This window comes from Egicoccus sp. AB-alg6-2, assembly GCF_041821025.1.
GTDB lineage: Bacteria > Actinomycetota > Nitriliruptoria > Nitriliruptorales > Nitriliruptoraceae > Egicoccus.
This window is the reverse complement of sequence record NZ_JBGUAY010000004.1, coordinates 360,070-382,013: the sequence shown is the minus strand read 5'-3', so window position 1 is coordinate 382,013 and position 21,944 is coordinate 360,070. Positions and strand designations below refer to the sequence as shown.

Annotated in this window: 17 protein-coding genes and 1 tRNA gene; 13 read left to right on the top strand and 5 right to left on the bottom strand. The window is 73.6% G+C overall.

The window, feature by feature from the left end:
* Positions 1-15: 15 nt before the first annotated feature.
* Positions 16-87 (top strand) — tRNA-Val (locus ACERMF_RS09000).
* Positions 88-181: 94 nt separating this feature from the next.
* Here the strand turns inward: ACERMF_RS09000 and ACERMF_RS08995 are convergent.
* Together ACERMF_RS08995 and ACERMF_RS08990 are read right to left on the bottom strand one after the other, a co-directional pair.
* Positions 182-2,434, bottom strand: coding sequence for a transglycosylase domain-containing protein (locus ACERMF_RS08995; RefSeq protein ID WP_373668725.1), 2,253 nt, complete (start codon positions 2,432-2,434; stop codon positions 182-184).
* Between the two features lie 134 nt (positions 2,435-2,568).
* The gene (locus tag ACERMF_RS08990; RefSeq protein ID WP_373668724.1) at positions 2,569-3,012 is read right to left on the bottom strand and encodes a hypothetical protein; all 444 of its coding nucleotides are present in this window, start codon (positions 3,010-3,012) and stop codon (positions 2,569-2,571) included.
* A gap of 36 nt (positions 3,013-3,048) precedes the next feature.
* On the opposite strand from ACERMF_RS08990, the gene thrS reads away from it, so the two are divergent.
* The 9 genes from thrS to ACERMF_RS08945 all read left to right on the top strand — a co-directional run bounded on the left by thrS (position 3,049) and on the right by ACERMF_RS08945 (position 15,702).
* On the top strand, positions 3,049-5,088 hold the full coding sequence (gene thrS / locus ACERMF_RS08985; protein WP_373668723.1) for a threonine--tRNA ligase: 2,040 nt from the start codon (positions 3,049-3,051) through the stop codon (positions 5,086-5,088).
* Positions 5,085-5,846, top strand: a complete 762-nt coding sequence (locus ACERMF_RS08980) for a class I SAM-dependent methyltransferase (protein WP_373668722.1) — start codon at positions 5,085-5,087, stop codon at positions 5,844-5,846. Before thrS ends, ACERMF_RS08980 begins: the two co-directional genes overlap by 4 nt.
* A 47-nt stretch (positions 5,847-5,893) precedes the next feature.
* Positions 5,894-6,493, top strand: coding sequence for an HIT domain-containing protein (locus ACERMF_RS08975; protein ID WP_373668721.1), 600 nt, complete (start codon positions 5,894-5,896; stop codon positions 6,491-6,493).
* Positions 6,490-6,864 carry a hypothetical protein gene (locus ACERMF_RS08970; protein WP_373668720.1) on the top strand — a complete coding sequence of 125 codons (375 nt, stop codon included), beginning with the start codon at positions 6,490-6,492 and terminating at the stop codon, positions 6,862-6,864. Before ACERMF_RS08975 ends, ACERMF_RS08970 begins: the two co-directional genes overlap by 4 nt.
* Positions 6,865-6,948: 84 nt before the next feature.
* The gene (locus ACERMF_RS08965; RefSeq protein ID WP_373668719.1) at positions 6,949-7,980 is read left to right on the top strand and encodes a 6-phosphofructokinase; all 1,032 of its coding nucleotides are present in this window, start codon (positions 6,949-6,951) and stop codon (positions 7,978-7,980) included.
* Positions 7,973-8,881 carry an inositol monophosphatase family protein gene (locus ACERMF_RS08960; protein ID WP_373668718.1) on the top strand — a complete coding sequence of 303 codons (909 nt, stop codon included), beginning with the start codon at positions 7,973-7,975 and terminating at the stop codon, positions 8,879-8,881. The genes ACERMF_RS08965 and ACERMF_RS08960 overlap by 8 nt, the downstream gene beginning before the upstream one ends.
* Positions 8,878-9,903, top strand: a complete 1,026-nt coding sequence (locus ACERMF_RS08955) for a low specificity L-threonine aldolase (protein ID WP_373668717.1) — start codon at positions 8,878-8,880, stop codon at positions 9,901-9,903. The genes ACERMF_RS08960 and ACERMF_RS08955 overlap by 4 nt, the downstream gene beginning before the upstream one ends.
* A 154-nt stretch (positions 9,904-10,057) precedes the next feature.
* Positions 10,058-14,740: an HAD-IC family P-type ATPase gene (locus ACERMF_RS08950; protein ID WP_373668821.1), complete on the top strand. Its 4,683-nt coding sequence runs from the start codon at positions 10,058-10,060 to the stop codon at positions 14,738-14,740.
* Positions 14,741-14,796: 56 nt separating this feature from the next.
* Entirely contained in the window at positions 14,797-15,702 is a 906-nt protein-coding gene (locus ACERMF_RS08945; RefSeq protein WP_373668716.1) for an NAD(P)H-binding protein, read from the top strand.
* A 45-nt stretch (positions 15,703-15,747) separates the two neighbouring features.
* On the opposite strand, the gene aroF is transcribed toward ACERMF_RS08945, so the two are convergent.
* A complete protein-coding gene (gene aroF, locus ACERMF_RS08940; RefSeq protein WP_373668820.1) occupies positions 15,748-16,815 on the bottom strand; it encodes a 3-deoxy-7-phosphoheptulonate synthase in 1,068 nt (355 codons plus the stop codon).
* A gap of 394 nt (positions 16,816-17,209) precedes the next feature.
* Here aroF and ACERMF_RS08935 point away from each other — a divergent pair, with 394 nt between their 5' ends.
* Positions 17,210-18,250 (top strand): zinc ribbon domain-containing protein, encoded by a 1,041-nt coding sequence (locus ACERMF_RS08935; RefSeq protein ID WP_373668715.1) that lies wholly within the window; start codon positions 17,210-17,212, stop codon positions 18,248-18,250.
* Between the two features lie 16 nt (positions 18,251-18,266).
* Here ACERMF_RS08935 and pknB read toward each other — a convergent pair whose 3' ends face one another.
* Entirely contained in the window at positions 18,267-20,225 is a 1,959-nt protein-coding gene (gene pknB, locus ACERMF_RS08930) for a Stk1 family PASTA domain-containing Ser/Thr kinase (RefSeq protein ID WP_373668714.1), read from the bottom strand.
* Positions 20,226-20,260: 35 nt separating this feature from the next.
* On the bottom strand, positions 20,261-20,725 hold the full coding sequence (locus tag ACERMF_RS08925; RefSeq protein WP_373668713.1) for a hypothetical protein: 465 nt from the start codon (positions 20,723-20,725) through the stop codon (positions 20,261-20,263).
* 74 nt (positions 20,726-20,799) lie between these two features.
* Here ACERMF_RS08925 and ACERMF_RS08920 point away from each other — a divergent pair, with 74 nt between their 5' ends.
* Positions 20,800-21,150: a hypothetical protein gene (locus ACERMF_RS08920; RefSeq protein WP_373668712.1), complete on the top strand. Its 351-nt coding sequence runs from the start codon at positions 20,800-20,802 to the stop codon at positions 21,148-21,150.
* 203 nt (positions 21,151-21,353) lie between these two features.
* Positions 21,354-21,914: a type 1 glutamine amidotransferase domain-containing protein gene (locus ACERMF_RS08915; protein ID WP_373668711.1), complete on the top strand. Its 561-nt coding sequence runs from the start codon at positions 21,354-21,356 to the stop codon at positions 21,912-21,914.
* Positions 21,915-21,944 lie beyond the last annotated feature (30 nt).

The following is a 21,944-nucleotide window of genomic DNA, read 5'->3' as shown; positions in this document are numbered from 1 at the left end:
GGTGCGCGCCGCCCGGGGCACGTAGCTCAGTGGGAGAGCGCTGCCTTCACACGGCAGAGGTCGGAGGTTCGATACCCCCCGTGCCCACCCCGGTCGACGCCCCGCCCGAGCTTCCGCTCGGGCGGGGCTTCTTCGTCGCCCACCATGGCAGCGCGGCCGGCCGACGCCCGGGAGGGACGGTTCAGCCCGATCCCTCGCCGCCTTCGCCGTTTCCACCCCCGTTGCCGTTGCCACGGCCGTTGCCGTTGTTGCCATCTCCTCCACCGTCGCCGTCGCCGTCGCCGCCGTCACCGTCGCCGTCGCCACCGCCGTCGCCGCCGTCGTCATTGCCGCCGCCGTCGCCACCGTTGCCGTCGCCGCCCGCGTCGCCGTCGTCGTCCTCGCCCGCGTCGGGTTCCTCGGTCTCCTCCGGCTCCTCGGGCTCCTCGGGCTCCTCGGGCTCCTCCGGCTCCTCGGTGGGTTCGGGCTCGGGTTCCGGCTCCGGCTCCGGTTCCGGCTCGCGTTCGGGCGTGGGTTCCGGTTCGGGTTCGGGCAGCGTGGACTCGTCGACCGCCCGCCAGGACTCGAGTGCCGAGGTGTCGGGTTCGGGGAACTCCTCGACCTCGAAGGCCTCGGTGAACGCGCCCATGTAGTCGGCCCAGGCCTGCGCCGGGAGGGAACCGCCCGTGACGTCGGGCATCGGCGAGTTGTCCTCGTTGCCCACCCACACGACGGTCGCGTGCTGGGGCGTGTAGCCGGCGAACCACGCGTCCACGTTGTCGTTGGTCGTGCCCGTCTTGCCGGCGACGGGCCGTTCGATGGCTGCTGCCGTGCCGGTACCCGTCGTGACGACGTCGCGCAGGACGTCGGTCACCACGGCCGCGACGTTGGGGTCGAGCACCTCCTCGGTGTCCGGCTGGTGCTCGTACAGCACCTCGCCCTCGTGCGACTCGATGCGCTCGACCACGTACGGCGTCGCCCGCACACCGCCCGAAGCCAGCGTGGCATAGGCGGCCGCGACCCGCAGGGTCGAGACGCCCTCGCTGCCGAGTGTCAGGCTCGGATAGGCGGGCAGGTCCTCGGCCAGCCCGAGGCTCTCGGCCCGGTCGGCGACCGCCTCGTAGCCGAGCTCTTCGGCCATCCGCACGTACGCGGTGTTGATCGACTCGACGGTTGCCTCGCGCATGTCCACCTCGCCGTGGCCATGGCCGCTGTAGTTGCCGATGACGGCCGGTTCCTCGCCCTCCTGCTCGACCTCGAGTTCCTCGGGCGCGTCGATGCGCGTCCGGTCGGGGTCGTAGCCCTGTGCGACGAGTTCGGCCAGGGTGAAGGTCTTGAAGGCCGACCCGATCGAACGTTGCCCCCGCAGGGCGACGTTGAACTGCTGCTGCTCGTAGTTCCGCCCGCCGAGGAGGGTCCGGACCGCGCCGGTGTCGGCTTCGATGGTGACGACGGCGCCGGTGTGCTCGGTGTCCGCGAGGTGCGTGTCGAGCGCCTCGTGGGCAAGGTCTTGGGCGCGCCGGTCGAGGGTCGTGTGCACCACCAGGCCCGCATCGAGTTCGTGGTCGTCGCCCAGGAGCTCAGGGACGGCGGCGCGCACGGCGTCGAGGAAGTAGGCGTCGGGGCCGAATTCGAACAACGGCTCGTCGCGCAGTTCCGGCAGCTCCGAACCGACGAGTCGTTCCGCCTCGACTGCATCGATCGCGCCGATCTCGACCATGCCGTCGACGACGAAGTCGCGTCGCTGGGCGGCGCCCTCGGGGTTGTCGGCCGGGTCGTAGGCGGTCGGTGCCGCGATCATGCCGGCGAGCACCGCCGCCTGCTCGACGTCGAGTTCGGTGGCCGGCACCGCGAAGTAGGTCTGTGCCGCCGCCTCGATCCCGTAGGCGGTGCGGCCGAACGGGACCGCGTTGAGGTACATCTCGAGGATGTCGTCCTTTTCGAGTTCGCGTTCCAGACGCGTCGCGACCGCCACCTCGCGGAACTTGCCGGCGTAGCTGTCGTCGATGTCGTCGACCGCCATGGCGACGTACTGCTGCGTGATCGTCGAGGCTCCCTGCCGCCGTTCAGCCGAGCGCAGGTTGGTCCACAGCGCCCGGACGATGCCGCGGCTGGAGAAGCCTGCGTGGTCGTAGAAGCCTCGGTCCTCGGCGGCCAGCACCGCCTGCGGCACGTGTGCGGGCAGGTCGTCGAGGTCGACGTTGGCCCGGACCGCCGCCGGCTCGAGGGTCTGGATCGTTTCGCCGTCCTGGTCGATGACCACGGTCGGGTCGGGAATCGCCAACTCGTCGGCGTCGGGGATCACGGCCGCGGCGTGGACCCGCCAGAAGGCGATGGCAACGACGGTTGCCGCGAGCAGCACGAGGGCGGCGAGCACCGCGCCGACGCGCAGGATCCGCCGACCCCATCCACCCGACCCGACTTCGGACGACGCTCTGTGGTCTTCGGCGGACACGCTTCGCTCCGGCTGCAACGGTCGGGGGAGCGCACAGCATCAGTCGCCCGGGTACGCCTGCCCCGCCCCGACCCCGGCCGAAGGTCCTCGCCCGGTCGAATTCCCCGACGTGCCCAGGCACATGACGCGTGGCGTCAGCCCAGGCGTCGGCGCAGCCAACCACCGAACGTTGCACCCGATGCCGCCATGGCGACGACCAGCGCACGGCGCCGATCGGGGCGTCCGACCAACAGGGTGGCGGCGCCGTCCGCCAGGTCGGCCACGATGCCGGCCTCGATCCACCGGCGCAGGTCGCGCCGGTCCGGGTCACGGCCCGTCGCGGCGAGCATCCCGACACCCAGGGCCACGTCGCGCGCGCCGAGTCCGCGAACGGCGGCGGACGTGCCGGCCCCGTCGGCCTCCCTCCCGATCCAACCGCGGGCGACCTGCCGCGGTGCGACGAACAGCGCCAGCCCGAGGCCGATCCGGGTCGCGGCGAGGCAGCGGGTGGCGAGGTGGACGTCCATCGGTGCGCTCCCGTCGGCGGCGCCGCCACGGTAGCGGCGGCCCCATCGCCGCCGTCGGGTCCCGTCGGACATGGCGAGTACGCTCGCCTGCGAACAGGAGAGTTCGTAGTGCGTGCCACCATCACCGTGCATTCCGGAGACGCGAGCGCCGACCTCGAGGCCGGCGCGACCGCCATCCAGGCCCTCAAGGCCCTCGACGCCATCCGCGGCCAGATCGTCGCCGCGCGCGTGGACGGCCAGCAGTGGGACCTCGACCGCGAGGTTCCCGACGGGGCCGAGCTCGACACGATCGCCGCCGACAGCGACGAGGGCCGCGCCATCCTGCGTCACTCCGCCGCGCACGTCATGGCGCAGGCCGTCACGGACCTGTTCCCGGGTGCGAAGTGGGCCATCGGGCCGCCGATCGAGGACGGGTTCTACTACGACTTCGACGTCGAGCGTCCCTTCACCCCCGAGGACCTCGACAAGATCGAGGCCCGTATGGCCGAGCTGCTGAAGGAGAAGCAGCGGTTCGTGCGCGAGGAGGTGGCACGCGCCGATGCCCTGCAGGAGTTCGCCGACCAGCCGTACAAGACCCAGATCATCGAGCTCGTCGGCGACGGCACCATCGTCAGCTCGGTGGACGCGCCCGAGTCGACCGAGGGCGACGCGGACCCGACCTTCACCGTCTACCGCAACGTGCGTCCCGACGACACGGTGGCGTGGTCGGACCTGTGCCGCGGCCCGCACGTGCCGTCGACCGACCGGATCCCGGCCTTCAAGCTGCTGCGCTCGGCTGGTGCCTACTGGCGTGGCCAGGAGGACCAGCCGATGCTGCAGCGCATCTACGGCACCGCGTGGGAGTCGCGCAAGGCCCTGGCGAAGCACCTCGAGATGATCGAGGAGGCCAAGAAGCGCGACCACCGCAAGCTCGGGCGCGAGCTCGAACTGGTGCACTTCCCCGACGAGCTCGGTCCGGGGCTGTCCATCTTCCTGCCCAACGGCGCGATCGTGCGCAAGCAGATGGAGGACTGGATCCGCGACGAGACGCTGCGACGGGGCTACCAGCCGGTCTACACGCCCCACATCGCCAAGGAGGACCTGTGGCAGATCTCGGGTCACCTCGAGAACTACGGCGAACTGATGTATCCGGGGATGGAGCTCGAGGACGGTTCCTCTGCGTCCCGAGCACGGGGCGACGGGGGCGCGGCCTACCGGCTCAAGCCGATGAACTGCCCCTTCCACATCCTGGCGTTCACCTCCCGGACCCGCTCCTACCGTGAGCTGCCCGTTCGGATCTCCGAGCTCGGCACGGTGTACCGGTACGAGCGCTCGGGCGTGGTCAACGGGATGCTGCGGGCCCGCGGATTCACCCAGGACGACAGCCACATCTTCTGCCGACCCGACCAGGTCGTCGACGAGGTGGCCGCATGCGTGGAGTTCGCGCGCGACCTCTACCGCGCCTTCGGGCTCGGCGACCCGTCGCGGGTGGCCATCTCCACCCGTCCCGCCAAGTCCATCGCCGGACACGACGACAAGTGGGAGGCCGCCGAGCAGGCGTTGATCGAGGCCGTGCAGCAGACCGGCCTGGCCTACGAGATCGACCCGGGCGAGGGCGCCTTCTACGGCCCCAAGATCGACATCCACGCCCGCGACGCCATCGGTCGCGAGTGGCAGCTGACCACGGTGCAGGTCGACTTCAACCTGCCCGAGCGCTTCGACATCTCCTACGTCGGTGACGACGGCGCCAAGCACCGGCCCTACATGGTGCACCGCGCGCTGTTCGGCTCGATCGAGCGCTTCTTCAGCGTGATGGTCGAGTCGTTCAACGGCGCATTCCCGACCTGGCTGGCGCCGGTGCAGGCGCAGGTCCTGCCCGTCGCCGCGGAGTTCGACGGCTACGCCGACGAGGTGGCGGCCGCCCTGCGCGCCGAGGGACTGCGCGTCGAGGTGGACCACTCCGACGACACGCTCGGCGCCAAGATCCGCCGCGCCCAGACCTCCAAGGTCCCCTACGCGCTCGTGGTCGGCAGCGCGGAGCGTGACGACCGCACCGTCGCGGTGCGGCCCTACCGCGGCGACCAACGCAAGGAGGTCCCGCTGGACGCCTTCGTGGCCGAGGTCGCCGACGAGGTCCGCGAGCGGCGCACCGAGGAGTCGGCGCCATGAGTCCGGGGCGGGTGCGGTCCCTCGACGGCGCGGTCGGCTACCACGACCTCGCCGCCTGGTACGACGCGCTGTACGACGCCCGCGGCAAGGACTACCGGGCCGAGGCCGAGGCCCTGCTCACCGTCGCCCGCGAGGACGGTCGCCCGTCGGGCTCGCTGCTCGACGTGGCCTGCGGGACGGGCCGCCACCTCGAGGTGTTCGCGACCGAGGTGGGCGAGGTGGCCGGCCTCGACGGTTCGCCCGAGATGCTGTCGGTGGCGGCCAGCCGGCTCGACGCCGGGATCCCGCTGACCGAGGGCGACCTGCGCGACTTCGACCTCGGACGCACGTTCGACGTGGTGACGTGCCTGTTCTCCTCCATCGGGCACGTCGCCGACGGCGACGAACTGGACGCGGCCGTGGTCGCCATGGCGGCGCACGTGGCGCCGGGGGGCACCCTGCTCGTCGAGCCGTGGTTGACGCCGGACCGCGTCCGCGAGGGCGGCCACCGCGACCTCGTGACCGCCAGCAACGACGACGGTGTCGTCGCGCGCGCCGCGAGCTCGCGCCGCGAAGGGGAGGTGCTCGTCATCGAGTTCGCCTGGGCGGTGGCCACGCCGGGCGGGGTCGCCACGGCCGAGGAGTGCCACCGCATGCCGTTGTTCACCGCCGAGCGTTACGCGGCGGCCGTCGAGCAGGCGGGCCTGCGGGCGGAATGGCGCGACGACGTCCCCGGACTCGGGATGGGACGGGGGCTGCTGATCGGCCGCCGGGGCTGAGGACCCGGCGGCGGGGCATACGCTCGCGCGCGACTCAGGAGCAGCCCGTGGAGGAGTTCAGCGAGACGGTCGGCCAGGTCGGCCGCGACGCCCGGCACGACCAGCCCGGCCTCGGCGCCGACGACCTGCAGCGGCTGTGGGCACCGTGGCGGTTCGGCTACGTCGCCGGCGCCGAACCGCTCGAGGGGTGCCCGTTCTGTGTCCTGCCGCAACGGGACCCGGGACGCGACCGCGAGAGCCTCATCCTGCACCGCGGTGACCACTGCTTCGTGATCTTCAACGCTTACCCGTACAACCCCGGCCACCTGATGGTCGTGCCGTACGAGCACTGCGCCGACCTCGAGGCACTGCCCGAGGACGCCGCCGAGGAGTTGTGGTCGCTCGGCCGGCGCGCGGTGCGGGTGCTCAAGCAGCAGGTACGCGCACAGGGCGTCAACCTCGGCATGAACCTCGGTGCGGCCGGTGGCGCCGGCATCGCGCAGCACCTGCACCTGCACGCCGTGCCGCGGTGGGTGGGGGACACCAACTTCATCTCGGTCATCGGTGCGGCCCGCGTGCTGCCGCGGGCGCTCGAGGAGATGTGGGACGAGCTCGCGCCCGGGTTCGACCAGGATCCGGCGACCGGTCCCGACGGACGGACGCCGTGACCAGCCTCGACGGCGACGGAATCGACCTCGGCGGCTGCGGAGGGTGCTCGTTCGGCTGTGCCGTCGCCTGCGCGGACGGTCGCCGGGATCGGGCGGAGCAGGCCCGCCGGACCCTGGTCGCCTCGGGGGTGGCGCTGTTCTTCCTGGCCGTCGTCCCCGGGCTGGTCGCCGGCGCCGTCGTGGTGCAGGCAGCGGCGATCGCAGCGGCATCATGCGGCGCGGCCGTCGCGGGGTCGGCCGCGGTCGCGGTACGTCGTGGCCGCCCGAGGGGGGACCGGCCGGCGCGGTTCGCCTACCGCGTCCTGCCGGTCGCGGTGGCCCTGATGGTGCTCACCTGGGCCGCGGCCGTCGTGGCGCACCTGACCGACTGAGTCGCGTACGACAGCCACCCGCCCGGCTGTCTACCCTGCCGGCTCCCGCGCCTTCGTCTCGCTCCGCCCCAGGACTCCTCTCTGATGGTCTCCCGTATCGGCATCCTCACGGGCGGCGGTGACTGTCCCGGCCTCAACGCCGCCATCCGTGCCGTCGTCCGCCGCGCCGACCAGGCCAACGTGCTGGCCTTCGGCTTCCGTGCCGGCTGGAAGGGCGTGCTGGACCTCGAGGTCGACCAGCTCACGCTTGCCACCACGCGCGGCCTGCTCCACCGCGGCGGCACCATCCTCGGTACCTCCCGGGTCGACCCCTACCGCGAGCACGACGGCGTCGCCCGGATCGCCGAAGCCCTCGAGGTGCACCGTCTCGACGGCCTCGTCGTCATCGGCGGCGAGGGCACGCTGTCCGCGGCCGCCCGGCTCGCGAAGGAGGGCATCCCGATCCTCGGGATCCCGAAGACGATCGACAACGACGTCGCGGCGACCGAGCTGACGATCGGGTTCCTGACCGCCGTGCGCACCGCCACCGAGGCGGTGGACCGGCTCCACTCGACCGCGGAGTCGCACAACCGCGTCATGGTGCTCGAGGTCATGGGTCGCCACGCCGGTTGGATCGCGACCTACGCCGGCATGGCCGGCGGTGCCGACGCCATCCTCGTCCCCGAGGTGCCCTTCGACATCGCCGCCGTCGGACGCCACCTCAAGCACCGGGCAGGGTCGGGGCGCGACTTCTCCATCGTCGTCGTCGCCGAGGGCGCGCTGCCCCGCGAGGGGTCGATGGAGATCGAGGAGCCGCCGAAGGACGAGTTCGGCCGGCCGCGACTGGGCGGCATCGGTCACGCGATCGCCCACGAGATCGAGGCGCGGACCGGGTTCCCCGCGCGGGTCACGATCCTCGGTCACGTCCAACGGGGCGGCTCACCGACGCCGATGGACCGGGTGCTCGCGACGCAGATGGGCGTGAAGGCGGCGGAGCTCGCCATCGACGGGCAGTGGGGCGCGATGACCGCGTTCCAGAACCACGAGATCGTGCCGGTGCCGCTGACCGAGGCGACGGCCCACCTCAAGACGGTGCCGGCATCGCTGTACCGCGTCGCGGAGACGTTCTTTGGCTGACCACCCCGACCTCGCGGCGCTCCTCGACCTCGCGGTCGACACCGCACGGGCGGCGGGCGACGCCCTGACGGCCTTCGCCCGCGGCCACGCCGCCGGTGACGACCTCGGATTCTCGACCAAGAGCACCGTCACCGATCCCGTGTCCGAGGCGGACCGCGCCAGTGAGCGGCTGATCGCCGACCGGCTCGCCGCCGTCCGTCCCGACGACGGCCTGCTGGGGGAGGAGGGCCAGGCCGAGCGCCGCGGCACGACCGGCCTGCGCTGGGTCGTCGACCCCCTCGACGGCACCGTCAACTTTCTCTACGGGATCCCCGCATGGTGCGTCTCGATCGCCTGCGAGGACGGGCGAGGTTCGCTCGTCGGCGTGGTGCACGACCCCAGCCGGGACGAGACCTTCGCCGCCGTCCGGGGCGGCGGCGCGCACGTGAACGGCGCCAGCCTGCACGTGTCGGACGCGCCGGCGCTCGACCGGACGCTGGTCGCGACGGGCTTCGCGTACGCACGAAACACCCGCCGGGACTGGGCTGTCGACGTGGCCGACCTGCTGACGCACGTCCGCGACCTGCGGCGTGGCGGCGCGGCCGCGCTCGATCTCGCCTGGACCGCCGCCGGACGGTTCGACGCCTACCTCGAATTCGGGCTCTCGTCCTGGGACTGGGCCGCCGGACGGCTGCTGGTCACCGAAGCGGGAGGCCACGTGTCCACGCCGACCCGGCGGCTGGGCGGCGAGACCCGACCGGGGGTCCTGGCGGGCGGCCGCGCCGCCCACGACGCCGTCGCGGCCTGGCTCGACGCCCGGCCCAACGACCACGCCGCCGACCACCAGGACGCCGCCCGGACCGCCGACGCGACGGCCACCCGGACCGCCGACCCGACCGCCGACCACCAGGACGTCCCGTGATCGACCTGCGTTCCGACACCGTCACGCGCCCGACCGAGGGCGTTCGCCGGGCGATGGCCGCCGCCGACGTGGGCGACGACGTCTACCGCGAGGATCCCGAGGTCGAGGCGCTGCAGGAGGAGGTCGCCGACCAGTTCGGCCGGGACGCCGCCCTGTTCGTGCCGACGGGCGTGATGGGCACGCTCGTCCTGCTGCGGGCCCTGGTCCCGCCCGGCACCGAGGTCGTGTGCGAGTCCGACGCCCACCTCGTTGCCTACGAGGCCGGCGCCGGCGCGCTCAACGCCGGCGTGCAGTTCCGCACCATCGACGGCGAACGCGGACGGCTCGATGTCGACCTGGTCCGGCCCCGGCTGCGCCCACCGACCTTCCCGTACACCTCGGTCGGTGCCATCAGCGTCGAGGAGACCACCAACCGGGGCGGCGGCGCGATCCACGGACTCGACCGCCTACGGGCCTTGCGCGCCCTCGCCGACGAGCGGGGCGTACCGCTCCACGGTGACGGCGCGCGCCTGTTCAACGCCATCGTCGCGACCGGTGTCGATCCGCGCGTGTACGGCGAGGTCTTCACCGGGTTCAGCTTCTGCCTGTCGAAGGGGCTCGGCGCCCCGATCGGCTCGATGGTGGTCGGTGACGCCGACGTCATCGCGAGCGCGCGCGAGTGGCGGCGTCGCTTCGGCGGCGCGATGCGCCAGGTCGGGGTGCTCGCCGCCGCGGGCCGCTACGTGCTGGCGCACCACGTCGAACGACTCGCCGAGGACCAGGCCAACGCCCGCGCCATCGCCGAACGGGTGGCCGACGCCGTTCCCGGCAGCTGCGACCCGGCCGAGGTCGAGACCAACATCGTCTACGTCGACACGGGCGCCACCCCCGCCAGCGCGGTGCTGGACCGGCTGCGCGAGCACGACGTGCTCGCGGGCGCGATGGGCGAGCACCTCGTCCGGCTCGTGACCCACCTCGACGTCGACACCGAGGGATGCACCCGCGCCGCCGACGTGATCGCCCGGGCGCTCACCGACGGGTGACCGGTCGACCCCGGTGGGCGCTTGCCCGACCGGGGGTCCGCCTCGGACACTCCCGGTTCGGCTGTGGCACCCGGTCCGCGGCCCCGTTCGGAGTCGTTCCATGGTCCTCGGGCCGCTGAGGCAGGCCGCCGCGCTGACGTGGTCGGTGACGACCATGCCCGCCCGTATCGCCGGCGCCGCACTGGCCCCTGCCACCGGGGACGGGAGCGTGGCCGACGCGGCCACCGCCGCACCCGGTCCCGCGGACAGCGGCGCGGCGAACGGCCGCCCCACGGGCAACGGGAACGGCAACGGCAACGGGCACCGGGCGACCGACCTGGCCGCCCTGTTCGACCTGGACTTCGACCTCGACTTCGCCGCGCTGGTCGAGTCGTCACCGCTGGGCGACCTGCACCTCGACGAGGTACGCGAGGAGTTCCGCACCCGGATCGAGGGCGGCGCCGAACGGTTCGGCGACGTCGTGGAGGAGGGGGCCGAGCTCGTCGGCGACGCCTTCGGCACCCACCGGCGGGTCTGGGAGGACGACGACCACGGGCACGCCCAGATCGAGGTGCACGGCCTCGAGGATCCGGCGGCGGTCGGGTTCCGGCGTCGGCTCGCCCAGGCGATCGGGCGCCTCGAGACGGTCCGCTGGGCCGAGGTCAACGCGATCACCGGGCGTGTGGCGGTCGCCTTCGACGGGGGCGAGTCGACCCTCGGTGCGCTGCTCGACCTCATCGAGTCGCTCGAGGACGCCCACGGCATGCGTCGCGGCGAGCAGGTCCGGCCCGGCTGGGACTGCAGCGACCGGGCCGAGCACCCCGCCGACGACGAACCCGTCCACCGGGTCCTGGCGATCATGGCCGGGGACGCGCTGGCGATCGCGTGGTCGGTGGGCGCCCGGATGGCACGACTTCCGCGGCTGCCGATCGAGGTCGGCGGGCTGGTCACGGTGGTGGACAACAACCCGTGGCTGCGTGCCCAGGCCGAACGGATCCTCGGGCGGCGCGTCGCCGCGCTGGTGCTCCCGCTGGGCAGCGCCGCAGCCGGCGGGCTGGCGCAGGGTCCCCTGGGGGCGATGCTCGACCTGGCGCACCAGGCGACGGTGCTCGGGGAGGTCCGTGCCCGCCGGCACGTGTGGTGCCAGCGCGAGCCCGAGTTCTACGCCCTGCACAGCGACGAGCCGATCGAGCCTCCCGACCTCGAGCCGCGCCCGCGTCCGCTGCCCGACGGACCCGTCGAGTCGGTGGCGAAGCGCCTTGGGCAGCTGTCGTTCGCCGGCTTCGGTGCGACCCTGCTCGCCAGCCGTGACCCGCGCCGGGCCACCGACGCGTTCCTGGTCGGTACGCCGAAGGCCGCCCGGCTCGGCCGCGAGGGGTTCGCCGCCCACCTCGGACGCACGCTCGCCTACCGGGGCGTCGTGCCGCTGGACGCGTCGGCGCTCCGGCGCCTCGACCGGGTCGACACGGTCGTCCTCGACGCCGACGTCGTACGCACGGGCCGCTGGGAGATCCGCGGCGTGGTGACACCCCGCGGTGAGGCCCCCGCGGCGGACCTCACCGAGCGGGCCGAGTGGCTCCTCGACCGCGACGACATCGAGGGCGACCACACGCGCGGGCGGTGGCGGTTGGCGCCCATGGCCGTCGTGGCCGACGACGGCGGCGCCACGCTGCCGCGAGGGACGGCCAGCCGTGCCCGCGAGATCGCCGCAGACGGCGGGCGTCCCCTCGCGCTCGTCGAGGGCGGCGAGGTGGTCGCGATCGTCGACGTCGTCGAGCAACTCGACCCGGGTCTGGACACGGTCGTCGCCGCCATTCGCGCGGCCGGCCATCGGCTGCTGGTCGCGGGCCGCACCGGTCGCGTCGCCGAACGCATCGGCGCGGACGACGCGCTGCCCGCGGGGCGCGCCCTGGGGACGGCCGTCCGCGCACTGCAGGCCGACGGGGCGGTGGTCATGGTGGTCGGCCGTCAGGGTCACCGCGGACTGGCGGCCGCGGACGTCGGGCTCGGGGTCGTGGCCCCGACCGGTCGCCCGTCGTGGGGCGCGGACCTGATCCTCGGCCGCGAGCTGGCCGACGCCGCCACGATCATCGAGGCCACCACGGCCGCCCGGGAGGTCTCCGCCCAAGCGGCGCGTTTCGCCGTGGCCGGTTCCGCGCTGGGTGCGCTGGTCGCGGGCACGGGTCCGCGTGCCGCCGCCGGCAGCCGTGGCCTGGCGATGGTCAACGGTGCCGCCGGCGCGGCGCTGGCGTCGGGCACCTGGGCGGCCGTACGGCTCGCCCACCGGCCGCGACCCTACGTCCCGGACCCGGTTCGCTGGCACGCCATCACCGCCGATCGGGCCACCGAACTGCTCGGGACCGACGCCGACCAGGGGCTCAGCGAGCAGGAGGCCCGACAGCGCCGGACCGTGACGGGCGCCGCCGGGAGCGAGGTGTCACCCGGCGAGCCGTTCCTCGCCGAACTGGCCAACCCGCTCAACCCCATCCTGGGGGTCGGTGCCGGGCTGTCGGCCGCGATCGGTTCCATGACCGACGCCGGCCTGGTGCTGGGGCTGATCGGCGTGAACAGCCTCGTCGGTGGGGTGCAGCGGCTCCGGGCCGACCGCACCGTCCGCGGCCTGCTGGACCGCGACGTCGAGGAGGTCACCGTCGTCCGGGACGGCCGTGAACGTCGCGTGCGCGAGGACCGGTTGGTCCGCGGCGACGTCATCGTGCTCGCGGCGGGCGACGCCGTTCCCGCCGATGCGCGTGTGCTGGCCACCGACGGCTGCGAGGTGGACGAGTCGAGTCTGACGGGTGAGTCGCTGCCGGTCGCCAAGACCGCCGACCCCTCGACCGAGCAGGCGCTCGGCGACCGCACCTGCATGCTGTACGAGGACACCGTCGTCTCCAACGGCTCGGTGCGCGCCGTCGTGGTGGCCACCGGCGAGCACACCGAGGTGGCCCGCAGCCTGGCGCTGGCCGGACCACCGCCGCCGACCGGTGTCGAGCTGCGGCTCGAGGAGGTCACCAGGCGCCTGCTGCCGGCCGCACTCGCGACCGCCGCCGGTACGGCGGGTGTCGGGCTGCTGCGCCGCTGGCCGATGCGCGACGTCGCCAGCACCGCGGTCGGGCTGGCCATCGCGTCGGTCCCCGAGGGTCTGCCGTTCGTCGCGACGGCCGGGCAGTTGGCCGGCGCCCGCCGACTGGCCGCCAGCAACGCCGTCGTCCGCAACCCGCGCACCGTCGAGGCGCTCGGCCGGGTCGACGTGCTCTGCGTCGACAAGACCGGGACCCTCACCGAGGGCCGGGTGCGGTTCACCGGTGTGTCCGACGGGCGACGCAGCGTGCACCGCCGCGACACCGACGACGCGCTGCTCCGCGACCTGCTCGCCGTCAGCCTGCGCGCCAGCGGCCCCGCCGACGGCGACGGCAACGGCAACGGACTCGACGAGACCGACGAAGCGCTGCACGCCGCGGCCGACGACCTCGAGGTCGCCGCCGGGGACGGGCTGCCGGGGTGGGAGGTCGTGGCCGACCTGCCGTTCGACTCCAGCCGCGGCATCCACGCCGTCCTCGGTCGGAGCGCGCAGCGCCACCACCTCGTCGTCAAGGGCGCCCCCGAGGTCGTCCTCGACGTCTGCACCTCCTGGCGCCGCGACGACGAGGAGGTCGCGCTCGACGCCGAGGCCCGCGCGGAGGTGCTGGCGCAGGTCGACGAGCTCGCCGGACGCGGACACCGGCTGCTCGCCGTGGCCCAGCGCGCGGCGTCGTCGCGCCCCGAACTCGAGGAGGACCGCCTCGAGCGGCTGTGCCTGGTCGGCCTGATCGCGTTGGCGGACCCGGTCCGCGCCACGGCGGCCGCGGCGGTGCGCGGCATCGCCGCGGCGGGCGTGCGGACCATCATGGTGACGGGGGACCACCCCGAGACCGCGTTGCACATCGCCGCCGAGCTCGGACTGCCCGGCAGCGAGGCGCTGACCGGCGCGGACCTCGACACGCTCGACGACGACGCCCTCGCCGACGCCCTCGAGGCCACCGCGGTCGTCGCGCGGGTCACGCCGGCGCACAAGCTGCGGGTGGTCACGGCCCTGCAGGAGCGTGGTCACGTCGTGGCGATGACCGGCGACGGCGCCAACGACGCCGCCGCGATCCGTACCGCCGAAGTCGGCGTCGCACTGGGCGAGCGTTCCTCACCTGCGGCCCGCGACGCGGCCGACATCGTCGTCACCGACGACCGGATCGAGACCCTCATCGATGCGATCGCCGAGGGCCGGGCGATGTGGGGCTCGGTCCGCGAGGCGCTCGCGGTCCTCGTCGGCGGCAACCTCGGCGAGATCGGATTCACCTCCATCGCATCCCTGTTCAGCCGGTCGGCCCCGCTGGATCCGCGGCAGTTCCTGCTGGTGAACCTGTTCACCGACCTGGCCCCGGCCGTCGCCATCGCCGTCCGTCCGCCCGAGGACGTCTCCACCGAGACCCTTCTGCGCGAAGGTCCCGAGGCGTCGCTCGGCTCGGCGCTGGCGCGCGACGTCGCCATCCGCGGCACCGCCACGGCGCTCGGGGCCAGTGCCGCCTGGACCGCCGCCCGTCTGACGGGCACGCGCCGTCGTGCCAGCACGGTGGGGCTGGTGGCCCTGGTCGGGACCCAGCTGGGGCAGACCGTCGCCGCCGGCGGCTGGAAGCGCCCGACGACGTTGTTGACGGGCATCGGTTCCGCGGCCGGACTGGCCGCCGTCGTGCAGACGCCGGGCGTGAGCCAGTTCTTCGGATGTCGTCCGCTCGGGCCGCTCGGCTGGGCGCAGGCCGCGACGGCCGCGACGGTCGCCACCGCCGGTTCCCAACTGGCCTCGCGCATCGTGGAGCGGGCGGCGTGACGACGTCGGGGCGTCCGGCCTCCCCGCCCGCCGCCCCGGCCCGACGAGGACACGACATGGAACTGCTCGTGACAGGTGCGACCGGCTTCGTCGGTGCGGCGCTGGTCCCGGCTCTGCTCGCCGACGGGCACCGCGTCCGCTGTCTCGTCCGCGACCCGGCGCGGCTCACCGCGCCGTGGCGCGACCGGGTCGAGGTGGTGCAGGGACGCGCCGAGGACCGCCAGGCGGTGTGGCGCGCCGGCGACGGCTGTGATGCCGCCTTCTTCCTCGTGCACGGCATGGCCGGGCGTCTGCGCGGCCTCGTCGAGCGCGAGCGGGCGACGGCGGCCGCCTTCGCCACCGGCGCCGAGGCCGCCGGCATGCGGCGCATCGTCTATCTCGGCGGCCTGGTGGACGAGGACCGCCTCGCGTTCGTCTCCGACCATCTCTATGCCCGCCACCAGGTCGGTGAGGAGTTGCGCGCCGGCCCGGTCCCGGCCACCGAACTGCGTGCCGGCATCGTCGTCGGCGCGGGCAGCGCGTCGTTCGACCTGCTGGTCGCCGCGGCCACGGCACCCTTCGCTCTCGACGCGGCCTGGAACCGTTCGCTGGTGCAACCGGTCGCCCTCGACGACCTCCTGGCCGTCCTGGCCGCGTCGCTGCACGACCCGCGGACGGAGGGAGAGGTGCTCGAGATCGGCGGCCCGGACGTGCTCACCTACGCCGACCTCGTCGAGGTGGTGCGCGACGAACTCGGCCGGCAGGCCGTGCGGCGGGTGCGGGCGCCCTACCTGCCACCCGAGGCGACGGCCCTGGCGGCCGCCGCCCGTGCCGGCGTCGACCCGATGCTCACGCTCGGTCTGCTCCAGTCGGTGCAGGAGGACACGATCGTGCGGGACGGACTGGCGCAGGACTGGTACGGCCACCTGTTGACCACGCCGCTCCGTGCCGCCGTGCGGGCGGCGTTGTCCTCGCCCTCCTGACGGCGTCGCGCCCCGACCGCGACGGTCGGGACGCGGCAAGCCGGATCAGGCGGAGGCCGAACGACCCCACGCACCGGCGCGGTGGTCGACGGTCGGGGCGGCGACCTCGCGGCCCATGGCGCCCGCGAAGCGCGCCACCGACTCGCGCAGGGGCAGCAGGTCGTCGCGGACCAGGGCCTGGGGGCCGTCGCACAGCGCGGTCTCGGGGCGTGGGTGGACGTCGACGATGACGCCGTCGGCGCCCGCGGCGATGGCGGCGCGGGTCAGCGGGAGGACCAGGTCGCGCTTGCCGCCCGAGTGCGACGGGTCGACGATGACCGGCAGGTGCGTCAGCGACTGCGCCACCGGCACGGCGGAGACGTCGAGCGTGTTGCGGGTCATGGGCTCGTAGGTGCGGATGCCGCGCTCGCACAGCACCACCTGCAGGTTGCCGGTGTGCGCGATGTACTCCGCCGCCATGATCCATTCGTCGATGGTGGCGGTCAGTCCGCGTTTGAGCAGGACCGGCTTGCCGGCCATCCCCACTTCCTTGAGCAGCTGGAAGTTCTGCATGTTGCGGGCACCGACCTGCAGCATGTCCGCCTTCGCGGCGACGGTCTCGACGTCGGCGGGGGTGACCACCTCGGTGACGAAGGGCAGACCGAGGTCGCGTGCGACGCCGTGCAGGATGTCGAGCCCGGCTTCCCCGAGCCCCTGGAACGCGTAGGGCGAGGTGCGTGGCTTGTAGGCGCCACCGCGCAGGATCGAGGCGCCGGCCTCCTTGGCCATCTTGCAGCCCGCTTCGGTCTGCTCCTCGCTCTCGACGGCACACGGGCCCGCGATGAGCGTGACCGTGTCGCGGCCGATCGGCGTGTCACCGACCCAGACGGTCGACGGCCGTGGATGGGTCTCGACGCTGACGAGCTTGTAGGGCTTGCTGACCCGGATGACGTCCTCGACGCCGGGGAAGGCGTGCAGGGGCAGCTCGGTGAACTGCGTCAGGTCGCCGACGAGCCCGATGATCGTCTGGTGCTTGCCGCGCGACACGAAGGCGTCGCCGCCGACTTCGCCGATCGCCTTGACGACCTTGTCGACATCCGTATCGGTGGCGCCTGAGCGCATGACCACGACCATCGTCGTGTCCTCTCTGGTCATTGACCCGCTCCCCGCGTCGTCCGCCCCCGAAAACGTCTGAGCCCCGGAGGCTGGACCCCGGGGCTTCGCGTCGTCGGTGCGGTGGTGGTGCTAGATCGTGTCCGCAGCGCGCTCGGTCCCGGGCCCGGTAAAGAACCGGCCCGAAAACCAGGCGACATACGTGACGGTGAACATGGCGGGCAGCGTAGCAGTGCGCCGGCAGGGGCCATGACGCGTCCCGCCGTGGCCGCGGCAGCGCGCGCCGTGACCGGCCGACGAACGCCTGTCGCGCACCGACGTGTCCCGAAGGTCTCGGGCGGACGCCTACGCTGCGCCCGCGGCCCGCAGGAGTCGGACCGACGTCAGCCACCCCGACCTCTTCGCGGGAGCACGTGTGACCAGCGCCGGCGACAGCAGCACGGGCACCTCGACGTGCCCCGACTGCGGAACTCCCTCGACGCCGGGTGCGCGGTTCTGCCGTGCCTGCGGCATCGCGCTGGTCGCCCCCGTCCGCGCGCAGTTGCGTGGCGCGCATCCGGAGGACAGCGAGACGACCGGCGAGCTCGACCGGGTCACCCGGATCGGCGCGGACGTGTCGCCGCCGTCCGGACCGCTGGCGCTGCGGAACTGTCCAAACTGCGGCGGTCCCAACAGCCCGCACCGCGAACTGTGCGGTCGCTGCGGCGCCGACCTCGACACCGGCAGCGTGCCCCCACGGGCGAACGGGCGCGCCGGCGGGGACCTCCACGGTCCCCGCCACGACGATGAACCCCGTTCGCGCCTGTGGGCCGCCTTCGGTGTGCTGGTCGTGCTCGGCCTGACGATCGCCGGCCTCGCCTTCGCCGGCATCGGACCGTTCGGGAGCGGGGAACTCGCGCTGCCCGGCGCCGACTTCGACGTGGCCGCCTACGACGACGCGCCGACCCGCTTGCCCGTCGCGGAGATCGCCACCCGCACGACGCTGCCGTCCCAGGGCGGGCAGTCCTACGAGGCGTCGCAGATGGTCGACGACGACGCCGCGACGGCCTGGAACTCCGACGGGTCGGTCGACGAGGTCGAGCACGGCGTCGGCGAGCGCATCGAACTGCTGCTGGAGCAACCGGCCTGGGTCGACCGTCTCGTGCTCCGCAACGGCGACCACCGCGACGCGGACACCTATGCCGCGAATGCACGGATCCAGCGGGCGCAGGTCACGATGGACGGCGGCATCGTCCTGCTGATCAACCTGCTCGACGAGGGGCTGACCCCCCAGGCCATCGAGTTGACCGAACCGGTACTGACCACCGGTGTCAGCATCGAGATCCTCGACACCTTCAACGGTGACACCCATCCCGACCTCGCCGTCTCCGACCTGGAACTGCAGGGGTGGGTCGCCGAGGGGGACGACGTCGAGCTCGCCCGGCAGCGGGCCCAGGCGCGGCCCGCCACCAACTGACGTCACGCCTGTCGCGTCACTCCTCGTAGGCGTACACCGTGACGGTCTGTCCGGGCAGCAGCGTGGCGCCCGGGCCCGGGTCCTGTTCGAACACGCGGTTGGGGCGCAGGAACGCGCCGAAGCCGCCGCGCCGCTCGACGGCGACCTCCAACCCGAGTTCCTGCAGCGTCGCGACCGCCTCCTCGACGAGCATGTTGCGTACCTGCGGGACCTCGACCGGTTGGGGGCCGCGCGACACGGCCACGTCGATGGTCTCGCCGGGCAGCACGGGACCGCTCTGCGCATTGGGGTTCTGGCGGATGACGGTCCCCGCCGCCGCGCCGTCGTAGGGCCGGTCGACCACGCGCATGCGCAGTCCGGCCCCCACCAGCGTGGCTTCGGCGTCGGCCTCGGTACGTCCGACGACGTCGGGGATGTCGATCGGTTGCGGCCCAAGGCTGACGACCACGTCGACCGGGCTGGACTCGTCGACCACCTCGGCGGCACCGGGTTCGGTGCTGATCACCAGGCCCTCGGCGACGTCGTCGTCATGGCGTTCGATGACGGTCGGCGTCAGTCCGGCGTCCCGCAGCCGTTGTGCGGCGACGTCGCCGGCGTCGCCGACCACGTCGGGCACGGTCACCTGTCGCGGGCCGGCGGACAGCGTCAGCAGGACGCGCGCGCCGCGCCGCGCGGTGCCCAGCGGTTCCTGGGCGAGGACGTGCCCGGCCGGAACGTCGAGGTCGTGCGGGCGCTCGTCGGCGAGGGCCACCACGAACCCGGCCGTCTCGAGCTCGGCCACCGCGTCGTCCTGCGGTGCCTCGACCACGCTGGGAATGCTCGTCACCGGCGCCAGTACCCGGTCCCACACCAGGTAGCCGGCGGCCGCGGACGCCGCCAGGAGCCCGAGGACGAGCAGTGCCACCAGCCAGCCCCGTCCCCGGCGGCGCTCGACCACGTCGTCGTCGAGCGTTTCCCCGGCGAGGTCCTCCTCGACGGCGGTGGCGCCGGGCGGAGGCGGAGGTCCACCCCGGCCCACCAGCGTGGTGTGATCGGCAGGTTCGAAGGTCATCGTGCCGCCGGACGGCTGGGGGCGTGCGGTCAGCACCGTGTCGCCGGCCAGGTCGTGCAGGTCCAGCGGGGCGATTCCCGCCGGCACCGCCAGCGACAGCTCGCGCGCGAACACCGAGCCGTCCTCGGGCCGCTCGTCGGGGTCGTGCGAGGTGGCGGCCAGCACCAGTTCGTCGAGCTCCGCCGGGATGTCGTCGACGAGCGACGACGGGGGCGGGACGCGACGTGAGGTGTGGGCGACCGCCGTCGCGAACGGGGACTCGCCCTCGTGCGGCGGACGGCCGGTCAGGCACTCGAACAACGTGACGCCCAACGCGTACACGTCCGCGCGGGGATCCAGCGGCTGGCCGCGGACCGCCTCGGGGGAGAGGTAGTGGGGCGAGCCGACCAGCACGTCCGCGCCGAACGTCGAGGTGGCGCTCGCCGCGGCACGGGCGAGCCCGAAGTCGGTCACGTGGACCTGCCCGTCGGCGCCCAGCAACAGGTTCTCGGGCTTGACGTCGCGGTGGACGAGGCCCGCCCGGTGCGCCGATCCGAGCCCCGCCGCCGCCGGCGCGAGCACCCCGAGTGCCTGCGGTGGCGTCAGCCGGCCGTGCCGGCGCAGCACCGCGCGCAGCGACGGGCCCTCGATGAGCTGCAGGACCAGGTACGCGCCCTCGTCGGTCTCGCCCCAGTCGTGCACGGCCACCACGTTGGGGTGTGCCAGCGCCGCCGCGGCGCGGGCCTCGCGGCGGAAGCGGTCGAGGAAGGCCGGATCGGTGGCCAGGTGCGCATGCAGCAGCTTGACGGCGACCTCGCGCTCCAGCACCTCGTCGACCGCCCGGTGGACCGTCGCCATGCCCCCGCGACCGATCTCACCGCGCAGCGCGTAGCGCCCACCGACGCGGGTGGGCGTCGCGTCACGCGAGGCGGGGGAGTTCGGCACGGCTCGATGGTAGGGCAGCGTGACCGCTCGACCCGTCAGCCCTGCTGCATGCGGTCGACCCGTTCGCGCAGGGTCTGGTACAGCGTGCGCAGCTCGTCGGTCTCGCCCTGCAGCTGGTCGATGCGCCCGCGCATGTCGGCGAGGCTGTTGCGCAGGTCGGCAGCCGCGTTCGCCGCCTCCTCGCCGACGCTGACGCGTTCCTGGGCTTCGGTGTCCACCCGCTCGCCCAGGCTGGTGATGCTCTCGCTCAGTGCCGTGAGCTGCTCGTCCACCTCGCCGAGTCGTTGGCTGGTGGACCGGTCGCTGCTCAGTCGCTCGAGCTGGGCCTCGAGTTCCTCGACGCGTTGCGCCAGCGCGCCCTCGGCGTCCGCCCGGGCCGCCAGTTCGGCACGCAGTTCCTCGACGACCGCGTCCTGCTGCTCGTCGTCGTCCGGGCTCGAGCACGCGGCGGCTCCCAGCACGAGGGCCAGGGCGAGGACGGAGGATCGCAGGGCGTACATGGCGCGACAGCGTACGGAGTCGGGCCGGCGGATCCGAGTAGCGTGTGCCGCGCAGGCGACCAGGGAGCTGGCCGGTGAACGGCGACGGGGCGACGGCCGAGACCTTCGACGACGAACTCGAGGCGCTGGGCTTCCGGGCGCAGGGCGTGTCGCGTCGGGGCGGCCGGATGTGGACCCTGCCGTTCAACCGCTACCTGACCTTCATGCTGCACGACTACGAGGACCACGTCGTGCTGACGTGGGCGTTCCAGCTCGGGGACTATCTGCTCGCCCGCGGCTGGCAGGTCAGCACCACCGACACCTCCGCCACCGAGCTGTACCCGCAGCACGACGTGCGCCTGCCGCTGGACGTCGCCGCGCTGCACGGCGAGATCACGCGGGTGCTGGCCACCCTGCGGCTCGACCTGGGCGACCCGGCGTTGTGACGTCGCCGGCGCGGGGATCTCACCGGTGCGGCACGCACCGCTGCGGGACCGCCGCCGGTGGTGACCCGGGCGTGGTCGACCCCTGCCGGTCGCGGGGTGGCCCGCCTGTCGGGACCGTTCGTGCAGCCGTTGGAGTACGCGCCGCTGCGGCGGCCCCGACCATGGGGATCCCGCTCTGACCCGTCCCACGCAAGGAGTCCCACATGGCCAGCATCGACGGCGCACGCGTCGCGTTCCTCGTCGCCACCGAAGGCGTCGAACAGATCGAACTCACCCAGCCCTGGGCCGACATCAAGCAGGCCGGTGGCGTGCCGATCCTGCTCGCGACCGAGCCGGGGGAGGTGCAGGGCTTCGACCACCTCGACAAGGCAGACACCTTCGAGGTGGACGAAGCGGTCGACAACGTCTCGGTCGACGACTTCGACGCATTGGTGCTGCCCGGCGGCGTGGCCAACCCCGACCAGCTGCGGATGCACGAGGGCGCGGTCGCGTTCGTGCGCGACTTCGTCGCCTCCGGCAAGCCCGTCGCCGCGATCTGCCACGCGCCATGGTCGCTGGTCGAGGCGGGCTGCGTCGAGGGCCGCACCCTCACGTCGTGGCCGAGCCTGCAGACCGACATTCGCAACGCCGGCGGAACCTGGGTCGACCAGGAGGTCGTGGTCGACGACAACGGCGCCGGACCGCTGATCACCAGCCGCAAGCCCGACGACCTCGAGGCGTTCGACCGCGAGACCATCGCCCTGATCGAGAAGCAGCTCGCCTGAGGCCCACTGACCGTTACGACGATGCGGCGG